Below are 22,346 nucleotides of genomic sequence, written 5' to 3'. Positions count from 1 at the left end.
GTTAAACTCGACGGGAAAAATGCATGCGTCGCAATCAGCCCCTCCAAACCGGCGCAAATACACTGTGGTTGCTTGAAAATGTCAGTTATTGGTGATTGCTTGGGAACGTAGACTGGGAGTCACGCAATGATAAAAATGACCTTTACCGCATTTGCCTTCGCTTCAGCTCTCTCGGCACTGACATTCGGCGCTTCAGCCGTCTCCGCCGCCGAGGCGGCCAGCTGTAGCACCGTACATTTCGCCGACGTGGGCTGGACTGATATCACCTCCACCACGGCAACCGCCTCCATACTTCTGAAGGCGCTCGGCTACGACACCGACGTCAAGGTGCTGGCCGTGCCGGTGACCTACCAATCGTTGAAAAACAAGGATATCGACGTCTTCCTCGGCAACTGGATGCCCTCCATGGCCGAGAACATCAAGCCGTTCGCCGCGGACAAATCGGTCGAAACCGTCCGCGCCAACCTGGAAGGCGCCAAATACACGCTGGCGACGAACGAAAAGGGTGCGGCCCTCGGCATCAAGGACTTCAAGGATATCGCTGCTCACAAGGACGAACTTGACGGCAAGATCTATGGCATCGAGCCGGGTAACGACGGCAACCGCCTGGTTATCGACATGGTCGACAAGAACTCCTTCGGCCTAAAGGGCTTCGAGGTGGTCGAATCCTCCGAGCAGGGCATGCTCGCCCAGGTCTCCCGCGCCGACAAGGATGGTAAGCCGATCATCTTCCTCGGCTGGGCGCCGCATCCCATGAACACCACCTATAAGATGACCTATCTCACCGGCGGTGACGACGTCTTCGGACCGAACTTCGGCGGTGCGACCGTCTACACCAACGTTCGGGCCGGCTATCTGCAGCAATGCCCGAACGTCGGCGCCTTCGTCAAAAATCTCGTCTTCTCGCTGCCGATGGAAAACGAAATCATGGGCAAGATCCTGAACGACGGCAAGGATCCGGAAGTCGCTGCAACGGAATGGCTGAAGGCCAATCCGGCCGCAGTCACCCCCTGGCTCGCCGGCGTCACCACCAAGGACGGCGGTGACGGGCTTGCAGCGGTAAAGGCCAAGTTCGGCCTGTAACATCGGGGGGATAAGGGGCGGCTCAACCGCCCCTTTCTCTTCCATGGGACTGCTCCCCTCCTATTGCGCCGCGCATCGGGCAACGCCCCATGTGGCGCCATAGGCCGTTATTCTCCGGCGGCCCTATCCGGAACGACCCAAGACGTCCGGGTTCGCCGCCCCAATAGTGGGCAAAGACGTGAACTGGTTAACCGATTTTCGCATCCCCATTGGTCCATGGGCCAAAGCCGCCGTCGATTGGCTGACGACCAATTTCACATGGTTCTTCGACGGCCTTTCCTTCGTCGTCGCGCATGGGATCAATGCGCTGCTGTTCCTCCTGCAGGCGCCGCATCCGCTGATCGTCGTCGTCTTTTTCGCCGCTGTCGCCTACTGGATGCGCCGAAGCGTTGCAGTCACCGCTCTCACCTTCATCGGCCTGCTCATCACCATCAACCAGGGTTACTGGAAAGAGACGACCGAGACGCTTGCGCTGGTTCTGGCTTCCACTTTCGCCTGCATGCTGGTCGGCGTCCCGCTCGGCATCGCCGCGGCGCGACGTCCCTGGCTCTATGCCATTATGCGGCCGATCCTCGACCTGATGCAGACCATCCCGACCTTCGTCTATCTGGTGCCGGCGATGATCCTGCTCGGCCTCGGCATGGTGCCGGGTCTCGTCGCGACCGTCGTCTTCGCCATTCCCGCCTCGATCCGCATGACACGCCTCGGCATCATCTCGACGCCGCCCTCTCTCGTAGAGGCGGCCGAAGCCTTCGGTGCGACGCCGCAGCAGGTGCTCCGTAAGATCGAACTGCCTTTCGCCGCGCCGCAGATCATGGCCGGCCTGACGCAGACCATCATGCTGTCGCTCTCGATGGTCTCCATCGCAGCTCTTGTCGGCGCCCCTGGCCTCGGCGTGCCGGTTCTTCGCGCGCTGAACAGCGTCAATGTCGGCAAGAGCTTCGATTCCGGCGCCTGCATCGTCATCCTGGCGATCATTCTCGACCGCATGTTCCGTGCCCCCGGCGAAGGAGATCGCTCATGACCGTCGCTGTCGGATTCAACAATGTCAGCATCATCTTCGGCGACCGTCCGGACACGGCGCTGAAACTCGCCGACGAAGGCAAGTCGCGCGATGAGATCGGCAAGGCAACGGGCATGGTACTCGGCGTCGCCAACGCGACGCTCGAGATCGAGGAAGGCGAGATCCTCGTGCTCATGGGCCTCTCTGGCTCGGGAAAATCGACGCTGCTGCGCGCCGTCAACGGCCTTGCGCCGGTCGTGCGCGGCGATGTCGTCGTCAACTCGAAGAGCGGTCCCGTCAACCCTTACACCTGCAGCCCCAAGGCGCTGCGGGACCTGCGCATGCACACCGTCTCCATGGTGTTCCAGCAGTTCGCTCTATTGCCGTGGCGCACGGTTGCCGACAACGTCGGCTTCGGCCTCGAGCTTGCCGGCGTGCCGGAAGCGGAACGCAAGAAGCGTGTCGATGAACAGCTTCAGCTCGTCAATCTCACGCAATGGGCAAGCCGCAAGGTCAACGAACTCTCGGGCGGCATGCAGCAGCGTGTCGGCCTCGCCCGCGCCTTCGCCACGGGCGCGCCGATCCTGCTCATGGACGAGCCGTTCTCGGCGCTCGACCCGCTGATCCGCACCCGCCTGCAGGACGAACTCCTGGAATTCCAGCGCCGCCTCAAGCGCACGATCCTGTTCGTCAGCCACGATCTGGACGAGGCGTTTCGCATCGGCAACCGCATCGCCATCATGGAGAGCGGGCACATAATCCAGTGCGGAACACCGCAGGAAATCGTCAAGAATCCGGCCGATCAGTATGTTGCGGACTTCGTGCAGCACATGAACCCGATCAGCATGCTGACAGCACAGGACGTCATGCAACGGGGCATCGCGCACTCGGCGGCCGGCGGCTCGGTCACCGCGACGGCGAACGCCACCACGCCGCTTGTCGATATCCTCGACGCGCTGACACGCCAGCCGGGCAATATCGGCGTTGTTGACAACGGCACGATTATCGGAACGATCTCGGCGCAAGACGTCGTGGCCGGCCTCACCAGCCACCGGCGAAAGGAGTAGCCGTTCACGGCTGCTCCTCGATCCACGGAGCAGTTCATGAACGACAAGCCATCGGTCACCATGGAAACAGACGAGGATGCGCGCAACCAGGCGCGCACCCTCATGCACAAGGCCGCCCACGCGGCGCTGGCCGTCATCGATCCGGAAACCGGTTTTCCCTCGGTCAGCCGCGTTCTGATCGCCGATGATGCTGATGGCGTGCCGGTCATCCTCGTTTCGGGTCTGGCGACACATACCAGGGCGCTACTGAAAGATGCGCGTGCATCCGCTCTCTTCGGTGAGCCCGGCAAAGGCGATCCCCTTGCCCATCCTCGCCTCACTGTTCGATGCAGTGCCGAGCGCGTCGACCGTCAAAGTGACGCGCACGAGCGCATCCGTGGGCGTTTTCTCGAGCGCCATCCAAAATCGAAACGCTATATCGACTTCCCGGATTTCTGCTTTTTTCGCCTTATTCCACTCGACGCCAGCCTGAACGGCGGCTTTGGAAGGGCCTACATTTTGTCCTCTGAGGACCTTGTGATTCTTTAAGCCGAAAACAAATCGCCGACGCAGTAAGAGCATACAATAGTGCGAGAATTAGTAGCCTGACACCCTGGCGTAGCAGAGACCATTACTGGTAGGTTGCAAAGAAATTCTCACGAAAATCGGCATATTTATGGCCTGGAGTTGTCAAGAATCGACCTATTTTGGGGTAATTGGCGCTTCAGGCAGGGAACAGACAACCCCTCTCCCATGTTGTCGCCATCATATATACATGCCTAAAATAGCATACTCGATACCTTAAATTTAGGTATATACAATCTTCGGCCCATATTGGTATTGTTAGATATCGGGTTGGACCGGTTTAGAAATAGCACAATTTCTGATGTACGCTCCACATTAGGAAGTTTAAAACATGAAGACAAGAAATTTGGCCGAACACTCCAGTGTTGCGGCAGCGTTACTATCAGCAATGGCGAACCCAAAGCGCCTTTTGATCCTTTGCAGTCTTGTTAAGGGCGAAGTTCCTGTTGGCGTTTTGGCCACTCAGGTCGGACTGAGCCAATCTGCACTTTCCCAGCACCTTTCGAAGCTGCGTGCTCAGAAGCTGGTGAAAACACGCCGTGATGCTCAAACCATTTATTACTCCAGCACATCGGAATCGGTTATTCGAGTTCTCGAAACGCTGGAAGATATTTATTGTGAACCTGAAAAAAGTAGATCGGCTGCTTAGGAGTTGTAACCAGCTCCAAGTCTGCCGACGAACGATCCATGGGCGCGATGCTTTCGAACCTTGAAGATCGACTTGCTTTCATCACCACATGTTTAACTTTTTCAGCTGGCAAATCTTTGGATTTGCCAGCTTTTTCGCGCATGTTCGAGCAATGCTCCTTCGGTGGACAGGCGGCCCGACGCTGTCAACTCGACCCACAGACGCGGCCTCTACATAGAATCCCTCCCCTTTCCCGACGCCATCTTTGCCTTGACGCCAAGAGGCCGATTGATAATTTGACCAGGCAGTAAATATCATCACGCAGCGTAACGCCGCGATCGGGAAATGGCCCCCGAATGGCCGTTGGAGAACAGCATGTCGGACCGTTTGAATGCCACCCCTAATGATTTGCGCGCATTCTGGATGCCGTTTACGGCCAACCGTCAGTTCAAGAAGGAACCGCGCCTCTTCGTCAGCGCCAAAGACATGTACTACACCACCCATGATGGCCGACAGGTTCTGGATGGAACCGCGGGGCTATGGTGCGTAAACGCCGGGCACTGCCGCCCGAAGATCACCGAGGCCATTGCCCAGCAGGCCGGCGAGCTCGATTATGCGCCCGCCTTCCAGCTCGGCCACCCCAAGGCATTCGAACTGGCAAACCGGCTGGTGGACCTCGCCCCCGAAGGCATGGACCATGTCCTCTACACAAACTCCGGTTCGGAATCGGTCGAAACAGCCCTGAAGATTGCGCTCGCTTATCACCGCGTGAAGGGCAACGGCTCGCGCTTCCGTCTCATCGGCCGTGAGCGCGGCTATCACGGCGTCAATTTCGGCGGCATCTCCGTCGGCGGCATCGTCACCAACCGCAAGATGTTCGGCACGCTTCTGACTGGTATCGACCATATGCCGCACACGCACGTTCCCGGCAAGAATGCCTTCACGCGTGGCGAGCCCGAGCATGGCGGCGATATTGCCAGCGAGTTGGAGCGTATTGTCACGCTACACGACGCCTCCACCATCGCTGCGGTCATCGTCGAGCCGGTTGCCGGCTCCACCGGCGTGCTGATCCCGCCGAAGGGCTATCTGCAGAAGCTGCGTGAAATCTGCACCAAGCACGGCATCCTGCTGATCTTCGACGAAGTCATCACCGGCTTCGGCCGCCTCGGCACTCCCTTTGCTGCCCAATATTACGATGTCAAACCGGATATCATCACCACGGCCAAGGGCCTGACCAACGGCGTCATTCCGATGGGTGCTGTTTTCGTCACCTCGGAGATCCATGACGCTTTCATGCAGGGCCCCGAGCACATGATCGAATTCTTCCACGGCTACACCTATTCGGGCAACCCGATCGCATCCGCCGCCGCGCTTGCCACGCTCGACACCTACAAGGAAGAAGGCCTGCTGACGCGCGCAGCCGAGCTCTCCGACTACTGGGCCGACGCGCTGCATTCGCTGAAGGACTGCCCGAACGTCATCGATATCAGAAATACCGGCCTGATCGGCGCGATCGAGCTCGACCCGATCGCCGGCGAGCCCACCAAGCGTGCCTTCACAGCTTTCCTCAAGGCCTATGAAAAGGGCCTGCTGATCCGCACCACCGGCGACATCATCGCGCTCTCGCCGCCGCTGATCATCGAAAAGCATCACATCGACGAGCTGTTCGGCAAGCTTCGCGAGATCTTGCAGAATAATATCTGAGGCATAGGCTCAGTCACTTCTGCGCCCCTCACGCCCCTTTTTGCACAAGCAGAATGGTTGGGCATGAGGGGCGATCCATATGCGAGGAATGAACATGACCACCAAACTCGAACGCTATATCGACCAGGGCGTGGGCCGAGAGCCAGCGGATATCGTGCTGAAGGGCGGGCGGTTTTTCGATCTGGTGACGGGAGAGCTTGTTGCCTCTGATATCGCCATTTGCGGCGACCGGATCGTCGGCACCTGCGGCGATTATCAGGGGCGCGAAGAGATCGACATATCGGGCCGCATCGTCGTCCCTGGTTTCATCGATACGCATCTCCATATCGAATCCTCGCTGGTGACCCCGCATGAATTCGATCGCTGCGTCCTGCCTTATGGCGTGACGACGGTCATTTGCGATCCCCATGAAATCGCCAATGTGCTCGGCACCGAGGGCATCCAGTATTTCCTGGACAGTTCGCTTGAAACCATCATGGATATCCGCGTCCAGCTTTCCTCCTGTGTACCGGCTACGCATCTGGAAACCTCCGGCGCCGATCTGCCGATCGAAAAGCTGCTGCCCTTCCGCGACCACCCGAAGGTGATCGGCCTTGCCGAGTTCATGAACTTCCCCGGCGTGATCCACAAGGATCCCATCTGCACGGCAAAGCTTGAGGCCTTCCAGGGCGGCCATATCGACGGCCATGCGCCGTTGCTGCGCGGTAATGATCTCAACGGCTACCTCGCTGCCGGCATCCGCACGGAGCATGAATCGACCACTGCCGAGGAGGCGCTGGAGAAGATCCGCAAGGGCATGCAGGTGCTTGTGCGCGAAGGTTCGGTCTCCAAGGACCTGCATGCGCTGATGCCTATCATCACCGAGCGCCTGTCGCCCCATCTCGCACTCTGCACCGACGATCGCAATCCCCTTGATATCGCCGAGCAAGGCCATCTGGACTACATGATCCGCACCGCGATCGCACATGGCGTCGAGCCGCTGGCCATCTATCGCGCCGCTTCGATTTCGGCGGCGCGTGCTTTCGGCCTGCGGGACCGCGGTCTGGTGGCGCCCGGCTGGCGCGCCGATCTCGTCATCATCGACAGCCTGGAGAGCTGCAAGGCCGAGACCGTCTTCTCCGCCGGCCGCCGCGTCACGGCCGAGCTCTTCGCCAGCCGCAAGCTCATCGCTCCCGTCGGCCTCGACAGCGTCAAGGCCCGCCCGATCAACGCCGCCGACTTCGGTGTGCCGGTCAGCGAGGGCGAAAGCTCCGTCATCGGCGTCACCCCCGGCAAGATCATCACCGAACATCGCCGCTATCGCCTGCCCGCCAAGGGCAACCAGACCGATATCGACCTCGGCAACGATATCATCAAGGTCGCCGTCATCGAACGGCACGGCAAGAATGGCAATCATGCCAACGGCTTCGTTCAGGGCTTCGGGCTGAAGAAGGGCGCGATCGCCTCCACGGTCGGTCATGACAGCCACAATATCTGCGTCGTCGGCGTCGACGAGGATGACATGGCGCTCGCCGCCAATCGCCTCAGCGATATCAACGGCGGCTTCGTGGTCGTCGAGAACGGTGTCGTCACCGGCGAGATCGCCCTGCCCATCGCCGGCCTCATGAGCCTCGAACCCTATGAAAGCGTCCGCGACACGCTCCACCACTTGCGCCAAGCGGCCTACGCTCTCGGCGCGACGCTGGAAGAGCCCTTCCTGCAGCTCGCTTTCCTGCCGCTGCCCGTCATCCCGCACCTGAAGATATCGGATAAAGGTCTGGTCGATGTCGACAAGTTCATGCTGATCAGCTGATCAGGCGAGTTGGCCGCAATAGACGTCGAGAGCAGCGAGTGTCACCGCCGCTCCGGCGTCGCCCGTTCCGAAACCCGGCATGGCAATGGTCTTTGCCAGCTTGATGCCCTCCGGCAGGGCGACCTTCACCGGCTTGCGGGACAGATTGAAGACGAAAAGCAGCGTCTCGCCATCCTTCGAGCGCGTGAAGGCGAGAACATCTTCCTCAGTGTCGAGGAAGGTCATATCGCCGTCGCGCAAGGCGGCATATTCCCTCCGGAAGGCCAGTGTCTGCCGATAGTGATGCAGCACGGAATCCTCGTCCGCCTCCTGCTTGTCCACGGCAAGGGACGCATGCTGGTAAGGCACCGGCAGCCAGGATTTCTCGGCGGTCGTAAACCCGGCATGGGCACGGCTCGCTTCCCAGGGCATCGGCGTGCGGCATCCGTCACGCCCCTTGAAGGCCGGCCAGAAGCGAATGCCATAGGGATCGCGCAGATCCTCGAAGGCAAGCTCCGCCTCCGGCAGACCCAACTCCTCCCCCTGATACAGGCAGATCGAGCCGCGCAGCGTCGAGAGTAGCGAAATCGCAAGCTTGGCGACGCGCGGCTGCTCTTCCTCCGTCAGCGCGAAGCGGCTGACATGGCGTTGCACATCGTGATTGGAAAAGGCCCAGCAGACCCAGCCGTCGACGACGTTATCCTGAAAATCGCCGACGCAACGGCGGAAATGCGCCGGGGTAAAATCCGGCCCCAGCAGGTCGAACGTATAGCACATGTGCAGCTTGTCGCCGCCGCTGGTATAGGCCGCCACCGTCTGCAGCGAACGGGCGCCATCGCCCACCTCGCCGACCGTCGCGCGATCCTCATATTGATCGAGCAGCGCACGGAACCGCTTCAGGAAGCCGATATTCTCCGGCTGGGTCTTGTCATAGAGATGGTTCTGCATGCCGTAGGGATTGCTCTCCGGCGCGTCCAGGCCACCCGTTGCAACGAGCGCCGGCGGATTGTCGCGCAGCTCCTTGTCGCAGAAATAGTAGTTGACCGTATCCAGGCGGAAGCCGTCGACGCCGCGGTCGAGCCAGAATTTCACGGCCGCCAGCACTGCGTCCTGAACTTCGGGATTATGGAAGTTCAGGTCCGGTTGCGAGGTCAGGAAGTTGTGCTGGTAATATTGCCGGCGCACGCCGTCCCATTCCCAGCCTGGCCCGCCGAAGATCGAAAGCCAGTTGTTCGGCGCCGTGCCATCCGGTTTCGGATCGGCCCACACATACCAATCGGCCTTGGGATTGTCGCGGCTTGCCCGGCTCTCCGCGAACCAGGGATGCCGGTCCGACGTATGCGAGATGACCTGATCGATGATGACCTTGAGCCCCAGCGCATGCGCTGCCGCCATCATCTCGTCGAAATCGTCAAGCGTGCCGAAAATCGGATCGACGTCGCAATAGTCGGCGACATCGTAGCCCATATCCGCCATCGGCGAGGTGAAGAACGGTGCCAGCCAGATCGCATCGACCCCGAGTGCGGCAATATGAGGCAGGCGGCGGGTGATCCCCTTGATGTCGCCAAGCCCGTTGGCATCCGTATCCTGAAAAGATCGCGGGTAGACCTGATAGATCACGGCGCCGCGCCACCAGTCGGCTCCCGCCGCCTTCCTTGTCGATTTCATCCAACCGCCTCGATATCGCACACGGACTTTCAATTTGCATACTCGGCCGCAGGCGGCAAGCCGCAATCGGGCGGAGGCGCGAACCCGAGGCCGGAAGCATAAATTCGCAGCATCAATTTTAGCGAATTATCAACATGGATGCCCACACGCAAAGCCTGTGCGTCTTTTTGGGGCTTGAATGCGACGCCGCTTTGGATAACTTCCGACATTGATCTGCACGTACGGGTCACCTGCGGGATCAAAAATATCCTTGTAAAACAAGGACAATAACTCCAGAAAGGTGGGAAAACATATGTCTCATTTGGCCAGAAGATTTATCGCGACGGCGTTCGTCAGCACGATATTGAGCCTCTCCGCTCATGCCGCGACCCTCAATATCCACAACGGCGGCGACCCCACGTCGCTCGATCCGCAAAAAATTTCGGGCGACTGGGAAAACCGTATCGACGGCGATATTTTTGAAGGCTTGGTGACCGAAGATCCCAAGGACAACCCCATTCCCGGCCAGGCCGCGAGCTGGACCATTTCCGCCGACCAGAAGGTCTATACCTTCAAGTTGCGCGACGGCATCAAGTGGTCCGACGGCACGCCTGTCACCGCTCAGGACTTCGTCTTTGCTTTCCAGCGTCTGATGGACCCGAAGACCGCCGCCCAATACGCCTACCTGCAATACACGATCAAGAACGCGGAAAAGATCAACAAGGGCGAGATCAAGGATCTGACCCAGCTCGGCGTCAAGGCGATCGACGACAAGACGCTGGAAATCACGCTCGAAAATCCGACCCCTTACTTCCTCAACGCCTTGATGCACTACACGGCCTATCCGCTGCCGAAGCATGTCGTCGAAGCGAAGGGCGATAGCTGGGTCAAGGTCGAAAACATTGTCACCAACGGCCCTTACAAGCCGGTCGAATGGGTGCCCGGCTCGCATGTCAGCAACGTCAAGAACGACCAGTACTATGACGCCAAGGACGTGAAGATCGACAAGGTGAACTTCTATACGCTGGAAGATCAGTCTGCCGCCCTCAAGCGCTATCGCGCCGGCGAATTCGATATTCTGACCTCGTTCCCCGCCGATCAGTATGAGTGGATCCAGAAGAACCTTCCGGGCCAGGCGCATGTGGTTCCGTTCCTCGGCACCTACTATTACGTCCTGAACGCCACCAAGCCGCCCTTCAACGACAAGCGCGTCCGCCAGGCCCTCTCGATGGCCGTCAACCGCGAGGTCATCGGCCCGAAGATTCTGGGTACCGGCGAACTGCCGATGTATTCCTGGGTACCGCCGGGCACGGCCAATTATGGCGAGCCGGCCTATGTCAGCTGGAAGGATGAGCCTTACAAGCAGAAGGTCGAAGAGGCCAAGAAGCTGTTGAAGGAAGCAGGCTTCGGTCCTGACCATCCGCTGAAGGCGCAGCTGCGCTACAACACCAACGACAACCACAAGCGCATCGCCGTCGCGATCGCCGCCATGTGGAAGCCGCTCGGCGTCGATATCGAGCTCTACAACACCGAAACCAAGGTGCATTACGATGAAATGCAGCGCGGCCAGGTGGAAATCGGCCGTGCGGGCTGGCTCGCCGACTACAACGATCCGATCAACTTCCTGAACCTGCTGTCGACCGGCGTCGAAATGAACTATGGCCGCTGGAGCAATCCGGACTACGACGCTCTGATCAAGCAGGGCAACGAAGAGATCGATCTGAAGAAGCGCGCCGAGATCTATAAGAAGGCCGAGCAGCTCGCCCTCGACGATAGCGCCGCGATCCCGATCTACTACTACGTTTCGCAGAACATCGTCGCCCCGAAGGTGCAGGGCTTCGTCGACAATATTCAGGACATTCACCGCACGCGCTGGCTGTCCGTCAAAGAATAGGTCCCAAAGAATAGATAGGAAAAGGCCCTGCCCGCTCTTGCCGGGCGGGGCCTCAACGCACCCATGTTTCGCTACGCTCTCCGTCGTCTGCTGTCGACAATCCCCGTACTGTGGATTGCCGTGACAGTGTGCTTTTTCATTCTGCGCCTCGCTCCCGGCGGCCCCTTCGATGGCGAACGGCCATTGCCGCCGGAAGTCAAAGCCAACCTCGCGGCCCACTACAATCTGGATAAGCCGCTGGTCGAGCAATACCTGATCTATGTCGGCGATGTCATGAAGGGCGACCTCGGCCCCTCCTTCGCCAATCAGGACTTCACCGTCACCCAGCAGATCATGTCGGGATTTCCCTATACGCTGACGATCGGCGGCTCCGCCTTCGTGCTCGCCACCATCATCGGCGTTTTCATCGGCTGTCTTGGGGCGCTGTATCAGAACCGCAGCGCCGACTACTGGCTGGGCGGAGGTCTGCTTATCGGCTTGGTCATGCCGAGCTTCCTCATTGCCCCGATCCTCCAGCTTGTCTTCGGCAACGAACTCGGCTGGCTGCCCGTCGGCGGCTGGGGCGATGGTTCGGTCCGGTTTCTGGTCCTTCCCATCATCGTTCTGACCCTGCCGCACGCGGCGCGCATCTCCCGCCTGATGCGCGGCTCGATGATCGAGGTGATGAGCCAGAATTTCATCCGCACCGCCAAGGCCAAGGGTATCGGCCCCAGGCTCACCGTGATGCGCCATGCATTGAAACCGGCCATGATGCCCGTCGTCTCCTATCTCGGGCCGGCGGCAAGTTATCTCCTCACCGGTTCGTTGGTCGTGGAAAGCATCTTCGGCCTTCCCGGTGTCGGCCGCTACTTCGTCGGCGCGGCGCTTAATCGTGATTACGGCATGGTCCTCGGCACCGTCATTTTCTACATGGTCCTGATCGTGGTCCTCAATCTGCTGGTCGACATCGCCTATGCCTGGCTCGATCCGAAAGTGAGAATGCGATGATCCTCAATTCAGCCAAGAGAGAACTGTTGGAAGCGGAACTGCTTTCGGCAGAAGGGCTCGCGCCCAAGGGGCGCTCCCTCAGCGGCGATGCGATGCGTCGCCTGCTGCGCAACAAGGCGGCGGCACTGTCGCTGATCGTGCTGGCGCTGCTGGTCCTCATCGCCATTTTCGGCCCGAGCTTCCTTCCCTTCAACTACGAGGATCCGGACTGGACCTCCTTCCGAGGTCCCCCGGATTTCGCCGCCGGCCACTATTTCGGCACGGATGGCAATGGCCGCGACCTGCTGGCGCGCACGCTCTACGGCACGCGCGTTTCGTTGACCGTCGCCCTCGTGGCAACCCTCGTCTCGGTGCTCATCGGCGTGCTTTACGGCGCTGTTTCCGGTTATTTCGGCGGTCGCGTCGATGCCATCATGATGCGTTTCGTCGATATCATGTACGCGCTGCCCTACGTCCTCTTCGTCATCCTGCTGATGGTGATCTTCGGCCGCAACGTCTATCTGCTGTTCGCGGCAATCGGCGCGCTCGAATGGCTGACCATGGCCCGCATCGTGCGCGGACAGACACTATCCATCAAGCAGCGGGAATTCATCGAAGCCGCCCGCGCCTCGGGCCAGCGGTCGTTCAAGATCATCCTCAAGCACATCGTCCCGAACCTCGTCGGTCCGGTCGTCATCTACGCGACGCTCACCATTCCGGAGATCATCGCCACGGAAAGCTTCCTGTCCTATCTCGGCTTCGGCGTGCAGGAACCGCTGACATCGCTCGGCACGCTGATCGCCGAGGGCTCGGCCGGCATGGAAACGACGCCCTGGATACTGTTTTTCCCCGCCGGCTTCCTGGTCGCGCTGCTGATGAGCCTGCTCTTCATCGGCGATGGTTTGCGCGACGCTTTCGATCCGAAGGATCGCTGATATGACAGACACGCTTCTTGAACTCAAAGATTACTCGATCACCTTCCGCACACCGGAAGGCGAGGTCGCCGCCGTCTCGAAACTGAATCTGAAGATCGGCCGCGGCGAACGCGTCGCTGTCGTCGGCGAATCCGGTTCCGGCAAGAGCCAGACCTTCCTCGGCCTGATGGGCCTGCTCGCCAAGAACGGCCGCACCAGCGGTCAGGCGCTGCTCGATGGCAAGGACATCCTGAAACTGAAGCCGCGTGAACTCGATCACGTGCGCGGCAAGGATGTGGCGATGGTCTTCCAGGACCCGATGACGGCCCTCAATCCGTCGTTGCGCATCTCCCGGCAGTTGACTGAGCAGTTGGAAGTCCACGGCGGCTTGTCGGCACGGGCGGCATCGACTACGGCGCTGGACATGCTGAAACGTGTCGGCATTCCCGACCCGACGCGGCGCTTCAACCTTTATCCACACGAGCTTTCGGGCGGCATGCGTCAGCGCATCGTCATCGCCATGGCGCTGCTCACCAAGCCGAAGCTTCTGATCGCCGACGAGCCGACAACCGCGCTCGACGTTACCATCCAGGCGCAGATTCTCGATCTTTTCAATGAGTTGACGGCCGAAATGCACACCGCGCTCGTCATGATTACCCATGACCTCGGCGTCGTGGCCGGCCTCGCCGACCGTGTCGCCGTCATGTATGCCGGCCGCATCGTCGAGGAAGCGCCGGTCGACGAACTGTTCGAAAACCCGGCCCATCCTTACACAGCGGCGCTTCACGCCTCGATCCCGCGGCCTGACCAGGATGTCGACGATCTCGCCGTCATCCCCGGCCGGCCGCCGAACCTGATGCACCTGCCGCGCGGCTGTGCCTTCTCGCCACGTTGCGCCCATGTGGAGGACGACTGTATCGATGCGCCGCCGCCGCTCGATCAATTGGCGCCGCAGCGCTGTGCGGCCTGCTTCCATCCCCTTTCGGCTAATCAGGAACGGAGCTTCGTCCATGGCTGAGCAAGCGCTTCTGAAGGTCGAGCATCTGACCACCGAATTCGAACTGCCGTCGAAAACCTTCTTCAAGCCACCGATGATCCTGACGGCGGTCAACGATGTCAGCTTCGAACTGAAGACTGGGCGCACGCTCGGCATCGTCGGCGAATCGGGCTGCGGCAAGTCGACGCTCGGCCGCTCCATCCTGCGGCTGATCCGGGCGCAGAAGGGCCGCATCATGTGGCAAGGCGGCAATCTTCTCGATCTCACTGACGAGGAGATGCGTGCCGCTCGTCGCGACATGCAGATCATCTTCCAGGACCCGATCGCTTCGCTCGATCCGCGCATGACGGTCGGCGATATCATCGCCGAGCCGCTCACCGTGTTCGAGCCGAAACTGACAAGAGCCCAAAGACAGGATCGCGTCCGCGAGATCATGGCGGCGGTCGGCCTGGTGCCCGAGATGATCAACCGCTATCCGCATGAGTTTTCGGGGGGCCAGGCTCAGCGCATCGGCATTGCCCGCGCCGTCATCACCCGGCCGAAGCTGATCATCTGCGACGAGCCGGTCTCGGCGCTGGACGTTTCGATCCAAGGGCAGGTCATCACGCTCTTGCGCCGTCTGCGCAAGGAGTTCGGCCTGACGCTGATCTTCATCAGCCACGATCTTTCCGTCGTGCGCCTGATCTCGGACGACGTGCTGGTGCTCTATCTCGGAAAGGTGGTGGAAGCCGGCGAAGCCGCGACAGTCTTCGACCATCCGGCCCATCCCTATACACAGGCGCTGTTCTCGGCGGCACCCATCCCGGATCCGAAGCTGGCGCGTCGCCGTGAGCGCATCCGCCTGCAGGGCGATCCGCCCTCACCGCTCAATCCACCGCCGGGTTGCGTCTTCTCGCCACGCTGCTGGAAGGCGACGGACATATGCCGCACGAAGATGCCGCCGACCGAGCAGGTGCGCCCCGGCCAGACGGCCGCCTGCTATCACATGGACCGGCCGTAAGGCCTCAAAGGTAGACGGCGGCAGCCGCCGTCCACCTTGCCCAAGCGGCTGCTTGCGCGTATTCAGCAGCAAGGCAAAAATGCAGGAGGAAGTCTTGGGCGGGCGTTTTCTATCGATCGGCGAATGCATGGTGGAGTTGTCGCAGGCCGACGACGGACACCTGCGCAAGGGTTTCGCCGGCGACACCTTCAACACCGCCTGGTATGCTCGCGCCTGCCTGCCTGCCGATTGGTCCGTCGATTATTTCACCACGCTCGGCGATGACGCCATGTCGGACGAAATGGTCGCCTTCATGCGCGGCGCCGACATCGGCACCGCGGATATCCGCCGCCTGCGCGGCAAGACGCCGGGCCTCTACATGATCAACCTGAAGAATGGCGAACGCTCCTTCAGCTATTGGCGCGACAGTTCGGCAGCCCGCCTTCTCGCGGCAGATGGCGATGCGCTGCGCACCGCGATAGAAGCGTCGGACGTGCTATATTTTTCGGGCATTACGCTGGCGATCCTGCCGCGCGAGGATGCCTATACGCTGCTGGCTGAGCTCCGCCGCGCCAAGGCCGCCGGCAAGCCGGTGGCCTTCGACCCCAACCTGCGCCCGCGCCTGTGGTCCAGCCTGGATGCCATGCACACCATGATCACGGACGGCGCGCGCGCCTCGACCGTCGTGATGCCGAGCTTCGATGACGAAGCCGCGCATTTCGGCGACGACTCGATTGCGGGCACCATCCGTCGATACCGGCAGTACGGAGCCGATATGGTCGTCGTCAAGAACGGCCCCGAAGGCGCCACCGTCGGCACCGACGCCAATGAAACGCTCGTGCCTGCGGTCAAGGTCGACAAGGTCGTCGATACCACCAGCGCCGGCGACAGCTTCAACGGCGCGTTTCTCGCCCATTACTTGCAGCATGACGATCCGCTCGCCGCTGCCGCCTTCGCCGCCGAAATCGCCGCGAAGGTCATTCAGGAATACGGCGCCCTCGTCTCGCCCAAGAAGCTGAAAACCGCCAGATAACCACTGTAATATTTCCATCATGGACACCCCCCACAATAAGGTGGGCGCGGGAATCATGTTTGAAGCACCGCAATCGGCTTGCACCGTCATCATGAGGATGCGGCGCGGATGGGCAGTTTTGGGCATGTTACAGCGATTGTCAGACATCGATCACACCATATGGGACCAAGCAGCGACGCCGGTCGCCGTGCCGGAGCGGCTGCTCATCGTCAGCGATGCCTGGCATCCGCAGGTGAACGGCGTCGTCCGCTCGATCGAGAACACCAATCGCGAACTGGCGCGCATGGGTGTCGAAGTGTCGATGATCACGCCGGACGGCTTTCGCAACATCCCCTGCCCGACCTATCCGGAAATCCGGCTTTCGATTGCCAGCTATCGCAAGATCGCCGGCAGGATCGAAGCGCTCCGGCCCACCTATGTGCATATCGCCACGGAAGGTCCGCTCGGGCTCACTGCACGGCGCTGGTGCCTCAGAAACGGCATGCCGTTTTCGACCAGCTATCACACCCGGTTTCCCGAATATGTCTCGGCGCGCCTGCCGATACCGCAAAGCTGGCTCTATGCCTTCGTCAAATGGTTTCACAATGCCGGTTTCGGCTGCATGGTGGCAACGCCGAGCCTCGCCAACGAGCTCAAGCAGCGCGGTATCCATAATCTGCTGCCCTGGAGCCGCGGCATCGATTCGACGCTCTTTCGGCCGCAACCGCTCGAAGACAATCCCTTCGGCCTGCCCCGCCCGATCTTCATGACCGTCGGTCGCGTCGCTCTCGAAAAGAACCTGCCGGCCTTCCTCGATCTCGATCTGCCGGGATCGAAAGTGGTCATCGGCGATGGACCCGCGCGCGCGGAACTGCAGAAGCTCTATCCGGATGTGCATTTTCTGGGCGCGAAGTTCGGTGAGGAGTTGGCGCATGCCTATTCTCAGGCCGACGTCTTCGTCTTCCCGTCGAAAACCGATACGTTCGGCAATGCCATTCTGGAAGCTTTGGCGAGCGGCGTTCCGGTCGCCGCCTACCCTGTCACTGGCCCGGCCGACATTCTCGGCGGCAACGAGCCGGCTGGCGTGGTGGATACAGATCTGGCGAAAGCCTGCCTTGCCGCGCTGTCCTGCTCACGCGAAGCAGCGCGTACCGTGGCGCTCAACTATTCCTGGGAGGCCGCCACCGCCCAATTCATCGGCAATGTCCGCATTGCCAACCATCGTGGCCGGATGAGGATGGGCAGGGATTGAGCCCGCGCCACGGCCAGGCTCGATATTGAATTCTTCAAACCCATCTCCAGATAATTGGTAGCGGCACGCATATGCGCGGCAGCGGGCATGAGCGTGTCGGGTCCGAATGGCGGCCGAAGTGCTCTAGAGTTTACCTCTCGCGGGTTGGTTTTCCGAAAAGCACAAGAAATCCATAGCCGTCGCGCGCTTTTAGATGTACGATTATTTATCGCACGATTTAGATGCTATTCCCCAGGGAGTATGAGAGATGGCGCACGACCCGTTGAAACTGGACACCTTCATCTGCTTCGCCCTCTATTCGGCGAATCATGCCATGAACCGGCTCTATAAACCCATGCTCGACGCGCTCAATCTCACCTACCCGCAATATCTCGTCATGGTGACGCTGTGGGAAGAGGATGGCCAGACGGTCGGCCGCATCGGCGAAAAGCTGTTCCTCGAATCGAGCACGCTGACGCCACTGTTGAAGCGCCTGGAAGCTGCGGGCTTCATTCAGCGCATCCGCAGTAAGGAAGACGAGCGTCAGGTGCTGATCCATTTGACCAGCGAAGGCGTCGCCCTGGAGAAGAAGGCGGCGAGCATTCCCGCCTGCATTCTCGACGCCTCTGACAAGACGCTGGATGAACTGATGCGATTGAAGGCGGAGATCACCACATTGCGCGAGGCGCTGAACAAGAACGCAGCCTGATCGAACACGCCCTGCTTACATTGCGGCAAGGCAAGGCGTGTCAGAACCGCTTCCTCTTACTTTCGTAAGGATTGTTCTTCTTGTTTTCGAAAGGATTTTCCGACGTGCGGAAATGGATGCGGATCGGCACGCCGGGCATGGCGAAATCCGCGCGCAGACCATTGATCAGATAACGCACATAGGATTCCGGCAGCGCATCCGAGCGCGTGCAGGAAATCATGAAGGCTGGCGGGCGCGCCTTCACCTGCGTCATGTACTTCAGCTTGATGCGCCGTCCGGAAACAGCCGGTGGCGGATGCTGAACCTGCTGTGTCTCCAGCCAGCGATTGAGCTTGGCGGTGGCTATGCGCTTGTTCCAGACCTTGTCTGTATCGACGATTGCCTGCATCAACCGATCCAGGCCGTCGCCCGTCTGACCGGCAATCGGTATGGCGCGGATGCCGCGCGCCTGCGGCAGCAGCCGGTCGGTCTTTTCGCGCAGATCGGCAAGCACGGCCTGGCGATCCTCGATCATGTCCCACTTGTTGAAGGCGATGACTGCGGCTCGGCCTTCGCGAATGACGAGATCGACGATCTGTAGATCCTGCTTCTCGAAGGGGATGGTCGCATCGAAGACGATAACCACGGTCTCGGCAAAGCGAATGGCGCGCAGCGCGTCGGCAACCGAGAGCTTTTCAAGCTTCTCAGTGACCCTGGCTTTGCGACGCATGCCGGCGGTGTCGAACATCTTTACGGTGCGACCGCGCCAGCTCCAGTCGACGGAGATGGAATCGCGGGTAATGCCGGCTTCCGGACCGGTCAGCAGCCGGTCTTCGCCGAGGAAACGATTGATCAGCGTCGACTTGCCGGCATTCGGGCGACCGACGATCGCGATGCGCAGCGGCCGCGTCTCGTCATAGACGGGCTCCTCTTCGATCTCCTCGCCATCCTCGCCGACAGCCGGGCGGGGAATGCTGACATTCGTTTCCGCTTCGTCGTCCGTCTCCGGAAAGGCGCGCTCATGGCCGATCGCGTCGATGATCGCGTCGCGAAGATCCATCATGCCCTGGCCGTGTTCGGCCGAGATTGGGCAAGGCTCGCCAAGGCCGAGCGTGTAGGCATCGTAGAAGCCGCCGTCGGAACCGCGGGCTTCGGATTTGTTGGCGACGAGCACGACAGGCCGGCCGCGCTTGCGCAGCATTTCGGCCAGCGTCTTGTCGACATGCGTCAAGCCCATCTTGGCGTCGACGACGAACAGCGTCAGGTCGGCCTCATCGATCGCCTGCTCGGTCTGGGCGCGCATGCGGCCTTCGAGCGTCTCTTCGTCGGCTTCTTCGAGACCGGCCGTGTCGACGATGCGGAAGCGAAGATCGATCAGCTTGGCATCGCCGGGACGACGGTCACGCGTGACGCCCGGCGTATCGTCGACGAGCGCCAGCTTCTTGCCAACCAGACGGTTGAAAAGTGTGGACTTGCCGACATTCGGGCGACCGACGATCGCGACCGTGAAACTCATTTAGCGATCCGTCCTTCAGCCGTTGGCGACCGGAGCTTTGCCGGTTGCCGTGATGAGATCGAGCAACATTTGCGCGCGGTTGGCAACGTTGCGCGGGCTCTGCGGATCGTCGACGATCGCCTGGAACCACTGCCGGGCCTTGGCGAGATCGCCGGCCTTGTAGGCGGCAAGACCCAGAACGTCACGCGCCGAATGCCGGAAGGCATCGGCCGGCACGGCCAGCTCCTGCGCTTCGGCCGCAACCTGATCGTAGGTGCCGGTGTCGACAAGCAGATAGGCTGCGCGCAGGCGCGCCGCATCGCGGACGACGACCGGAATGTCCGCTTCCTTGCCGATAGCCGAGAAAGCGGCGATTGCGCTTGCCGTGTCACCCTTCTGCGCCTGCAGCGTCGCCGCGCGCAGACGCGCCAGCAACGGATAGGAACCTGGGCCGTTCTTCTCGATGGCCGTCAGCGCGGCAAGGGCTTCGTCCGTCTTGTTCTGGTCGGCCAGGGTCAGCGCCGCTAGGAACTGATCGCCACCGCTGCCGGCCTGATTGCCCGCCCAATAGCGATAGCCGCTATAGGCCGCGGTACCGAGAACGATGAGCACCGCTCCCCCAATGATGAGCCGGCCAAAACGGCGCCATACGAACCGCAATTGGTCCGAGCGCAGTTCCTCGTTCACCTCACGGATGAAGCTGTCGTCATTGAATGCCATTCTCGTCTCCGGCCCAGGCCAAATCATTCCAAAGAGCTTAGGGGTTAGAGCATGATGCCGAAAAGTGCGAGCGGTTTTCGGGCGACATCATGCTCTACTTCCATGATGCTGGAGCGGATTCGGATTTTAGGTCTATTCGACCTAAAAATCATCCGGCTCTAGTGGGGCCTTCTACTCCATTTTGCGGCTGATGTAAGGGGGAATGGCAGAAATCGTCACATAACCAGCGGCGAAACCCCGATAATCCATGCATGAAGCCGCCAAATGATCAATGCCCAGACGATGACGCCGATGATGATCGCATAGAGATCGTATTTCGCCGAGACGAACGGGCGCAGCGTGATTTCCCCGGCGCGCTGACGGCGTTTCAGCGAAATACGCAGGATCACGCCCCAGGCGAGAAAGGCGGCAAACAGCAGGATCGCCGCGCCGTCACCGTTGGAGAGCAGATGCGCCAGCGCCCAGATCTTCACCGAAAGCACCATCGGATGCTTTGTCCTGACCGCGATATGCCCCGCCGGCAGCAGCGAGGCGACCAGACAGATCATCGCAAACAGCATCAGCAGGATGGTGATATGGCTCATCCAGAACGGCGGCGACCAGATGGGCGTCATGTCGCGCGCCTGACCAAACCCATAGATGAGCAGGATCAGTGTCAGGATGCTCGCGACCGAATAGGCGATCTTCCAGCCGGATTCGCCGATGCTCGCGATCATTGACGTTCGCAAGCCCGGAGCAACGACGCGGATCAGATGGACGCCTAGAAAAAGAACAATGCCGAGAATAAGCAATGCCATGAATGAAGCCCCTTCGGTTCGGTAGGCACATCCTTATCGGCTGCTGCAAAAAAATGCCAGCATCACCGCAGCTTCGCCGCATTTGCGCGAAAGGAAGGAACCGACCCCGGAGCATGCCGTCTAAAATCGCCAGATGATCTTTGGCAAGCCATGCTCGATCAAGCAATGTCGGTGCCCATGTTACGCTCAATTTCCTGCCTCTCTCTTGCGCTTTCCCTTGCCCTGCCCGCCGCTGCCCAGGCCGCTGGAAAGCCCAAGCAACTCGTCATGATTTCCTTCGATGGCGCTCATGACGTTGCGCTCTGGACCAAGAGCCGCGAAATCGCTTCGCGCAACGGCGCGCATTTCACCTATTTCCTGTCCTGCACCTTCCTGATGAACAAGGCGCAGGCCAAGGCCTATCAGGGACCGATGCAGCGGCCCGGCAAGTCGAATGTCGGCTTCGCCAAGAGCGAGGACGATGTGCGCACGCGCATCGCCAACATCTGGGGAGCCCATCTGGAAGGCCACGATATTTCCAGCCATGCCTGCGGCCATTTCGACGGCAAGGGATGGAGCGCTGCCGACTGGAAGCAGGAGTTCATGAATGCCCGCGTCGCTCTTCGTGATGCCTGGAAGAATGTCGGCGTCGCCGACAAGGAGCCGCAGGGCTGGGAAGATTTCGCCACGCACGACGTCAAGGGATTTCGCGCGCCCTATCTCTCCACCAGCGACGGCCTGGTGCCGGCCGAGAAAGAGATGGGCTTTCAGTATGATGCCAGCCTCGTCACCAAGGGTCCGGCCCTGCCGCAGGTGGTCGACGGTCTCTATCGCTTCGGGCTGCCGCTGATCCCGGAAGGCCCCGAGCATCGCCTGGTCATCGGCATGGATTACAATCTCTACGTCCGCCATTCCAAGGGCGCCGAGGACAAGGCCAATGCGAAGACCTATGAAGACCGCACCTTCGATGCGTTCGAAGCGGCCTTCAACAAGCAATATGATGGCGAGCGCATTCCGCTGCAGCTCGGCTTCCATTTCGTCGAGATGAATGACGGCGCCTATTGGCGCGCGCTCGACCGTTTCGTCAGCGATGTCTGCCACAAGCAGGATGTCGCCTGCGTCAGCTATTCCGAAGCGATCCCGCTGATCGCGGCCCGAGGCAAGCCTCAGCAGGGGTGAGGAGCGGTTGCAGCAAAGCTGGAGCCAA

Annotated in this window: 20 protein-coding genes; 16 read left to right on the top strand and 4 right to left on the bottom strand. The window is 60.5% G+C overall.

The annotated features are described in order from the left end of the window. Window positions 1-126: 126 nt before the first annotated feature. The 7 genes from FHT28_RS03145 (at window position 127) to ade (ending at window position 7,841) form a co-directional block, all read left to right on the top strand. The gene (locus FHT28_RS03145; RefSeq protein ID WP_037194815.1) at window positions 127-1,083 is read left to right on the top strand and encodes a choline ABC transporter substrate-binding protein; all 957 of its coding nucleotides are present in this window, start codon (window positions 127-129) and stop codon (window positions 1,081-1,083) included. A 178-nt stretch (window positions 1,084-1,261) separates the two neighbouring features. Beyond that, the gene (choW, locus tag FHT28_RS03140) at window positions 1,262-2,107 is read left to right on the top strand and encodes a choline ABC transporter permease subunit (protein WP_037194817.1); all 846 of its coding nucleotides are present in this window, start codon (window positions 1,262-1,264) and stop codon (window positions 2,105-2,107) included. Continuing rightward, entirely contained in the window at window positions 2,104-3,153 is a 1,050-nt protein-coding gene (choV, locus tag FHT28_RS03135; protein ID WP_168595545.1) for a choline ABC transporter ATP-binding protein, read from the top strand. Before choW ends, choV begins: the two co-directional genes overlap by 4 nt. A 36-nt stretch (window positions 3,154-3,189) precedes the next feature. After that, entirely contained in the window at window positions 3,190-3,681 is a 492-nt protein-coding gene (locus FHT28_RS03130; protein WP_168595544.1) for a pyridoxamine 5'-phosphate oxidase family protein, read from the top strand. 367 nt (window positions 3,682-4,048) lie between these two features. After that, window positions 4,049-4,366, top strand: a complete 318-nt coding sequence (locus FHT28_RS03125; protein ID WP_168595543.1) for a metalloregulator ArsR/SmtB family transcription factor — start codon at window positions 4,049-4,051, stop codon at window positions 4,364-4,366. Window positions 4,367-4,720: 354 nt separating this feature from the next. Beyond that, the gene (locus tag FHT28_RS03120; RefSeq protein WP_168595542.1) at window positions 4,721-6,049 is read left to right on the top strand and encodes an aspartate aminotransferase family protein; all 1,329 of its coding nucleotides are present in this window, start codon (window positions 4,721-4,723) and stop codon (window positions 6,047-6,049) included. A gap of 94 nt (window positions 6,050-6,143) precedes the next feature. Next, complete coding sequence (gene ade, locus FHT28_RS03115; protein ID WP_168595541.1) at window positions 6,144-7,841, top strand: adenine deaminase; 1,698 nt, start codon at window positions 6,144-6,146, stop codon at window positions 7,839-7,841. Here ade and FHT28_RS03110 read toward each other — a convergent pair whose 3' ends face one another. Beyond that, window positions 7,842-9,488: an alpha-glucosidase family protein gene (locus tag FHT28_RS03110; protein ID WP_168595540.1), complete on the bottom strand. Its 1,647-nt coding sequence runs from the start codon at window positions 9,486-9,488 to the stop codon at window positions 7,842-7,844. It abuts the gene before it with no gap. A 292-nt stretch (window positions 9,489-9,780) separates the two neighbouring features. On the opposite strand from FHT28_RS03110, the gene FHT28_RS03105 reads away from it, so the two are divergent. From FHT28_RS03105 to FHT28_RS03070, 8 genes are all read left to right on the top strand, one after another. After that, entirely contained in the window at window positions 9,781-11,361 is a 1,581-nt protein-coding gene (locus tag FHT28_RS03105) for a peptide ABC transporter substrate-binding protein (RefSeq protein WP_092575785.1), read from the top strand. Window positions 11,362-11,424: 63 nt separating this feature from the next. Continuing rightward, window positions 11,425-12,348, top strand: a complete 924-nt coding sequence (locus FHT28_RS03100; RefSeq protein WP_047562602.1) for an ABC transporter permease subunit — start codon at window positions 11,425-11,427, stop codon at window positions 12,346-12,348. Continuing rightward, entirely contained in the window at window positions 12,345-13,262 is a 918-nt protein-coding gene (locus tag FHT28_RS03095) for an ABC transporter permease subunit (protein ID WP_034504004.1), read from the top strand. Before FHT28_RS03100 ends, FHT28_RS03095 begins: the two co-directional genes overlap by 4 nt. A 1-nt stretch (window position 13,263) precedes the next feature. Then, window positions 13,264-14,259: an ABC transporter ATP-binding protein gene (locus tag FHT28_RS03090; protein WP_047638679.1), complete on the top strand. Its 996-nt coding sequence runs from the start codon at window positions 13,264-13,266 to the stop codon at window positions 14,257-14,259. Continuing rightward, window positions 14,252-15,238 carry an oligopeptide/dipeptide ABC transporter ATP-binding protein gene (locus FHT28_RS03085; protein ID WP_168595539.1) on the top strand — a complete coding sequence of 329 codons (987 nt, stop codon included), beginning with the start codon at window positions 14,252-14,254 and terminating at the stop codon, window positions 15,236-15,238. Before FHT28_RS03090 ends, FHT28_RS03085 begins: the two co-directional genes overlap by 8 nt. A 94-nt stretch (window positions 15,239-15,332) precedes the next feature. Then, complete coding sequence (locus FHT28_RS03080) at window positions 15,333-16,250, top strand: sugar kinase (RefSeq protein ID WP_168595538.1); 918 nt, start codon at window positions 15,333-15,335, stop codon at window positions 16,248-16,250. Between the two features lie 124 nt (window positions 16,251-16,374). Beyond that, the gene (locus tag FHT28_RS03075; protein ID WP_168595537.1) at window positions 16,375-17,481 is read left to right on the top strand and encodes a glycosyltransferase family 1 protein; all 1,107 of its coding nucleotides are present in this window, start codon (window positions 16,375-16,377) and stop codon (window positions 17,479-17,481) included. A gap of 247 nt (window positions 17,482-17,728) precedes the next feature. Continuing rightward, window positions 17,729-18,169, top strand: a complete 441-nt coding sequence (locus FHT28_RS03070) for a MarR family transcriptional regulator (protein ID WP_037194841.1) — start codon at window positions 17,729-17,731, stop codon at window positions 18,167-18,169. 40 nt (window positions 18,170-18,209) lie between these two features. Here FHT28_RS03070 and der read toward each other — a convergent pair whose 3' ends face one another. The 3 genes from der to FHT28_RS03055 all read right to left on the bottom strand — a co-directional run bounded on the left by der (window position 18,210) and on the right by FHT28_RS03055 (window position 21,160). After that, complete coding sequence (gene der, locus FHT28_RS03065) at window positions 18,210-19,664, bottom strand: ribosome biogenesis GTPase Der (RefSeq protein WP_168595536.1); 1,455 nt, start codon at window positions 19,662-19,664, stop codon at window positions 18,210-18,212. A gap of 15 nt (window positions 19,665-19,679) precedes the next feature. Beyond that, on the bottom strand, window positions 19,680-20,363 hold the full coding sequence (locus FHT28_RS03060) for a tetratricopeptide repeat protein (RefSeq protein WP_037194843.1): 684 nt from the start codon (window positions 20,361-20,363) through the stop codon (window positions 19,680-19,682). Between the two features lie 215 nt (window positions 20,364-20,578). After that, complete coding sequence (locus FHT28_RS03055; RefSeq protein ID WP_168595535.1) at window positions 20,579-21,160, bottom strand: NnrU family protein; 582 nt, start codon at window positions 21,158-21,160, stop codon at window positions 20,579-20,581. A 177-nt stretch (window positions 21,161-21,337) separates the two neighbouring features. On the opposite strand from FHT28_RS03055, the gene FHT28_RS03050 reads away from it, so the two are divergent. After that, window positions 21,338-22,318, top strand: a complete 981-nt coding sequence (locus tag FHT28_RS03050; protein ID WP_168595534.1) for a polysaccharide deacetylase — start codon at window positions 21,338-21,340, stop codon at window positions 22,316-22,318. Window positions 22,319-22,346 lie beyond the last annotated feature (28 nt).

It is taken from the genome of Rhizobium sp. SG570 (assembly GCF_012275345.1).
Classification (GTDB): domain Bacteria; phylum Pseudomonadota; class Alphaproteobacteria; order Rhizobiales; family Rhizobiaceae; genus Rhizobium; species Rhizobium lusitanum.
Note: the sequence above shows the minus strand (reverse complement) of the source record. Positions and strands in the feature narration are given on the sequence as shown.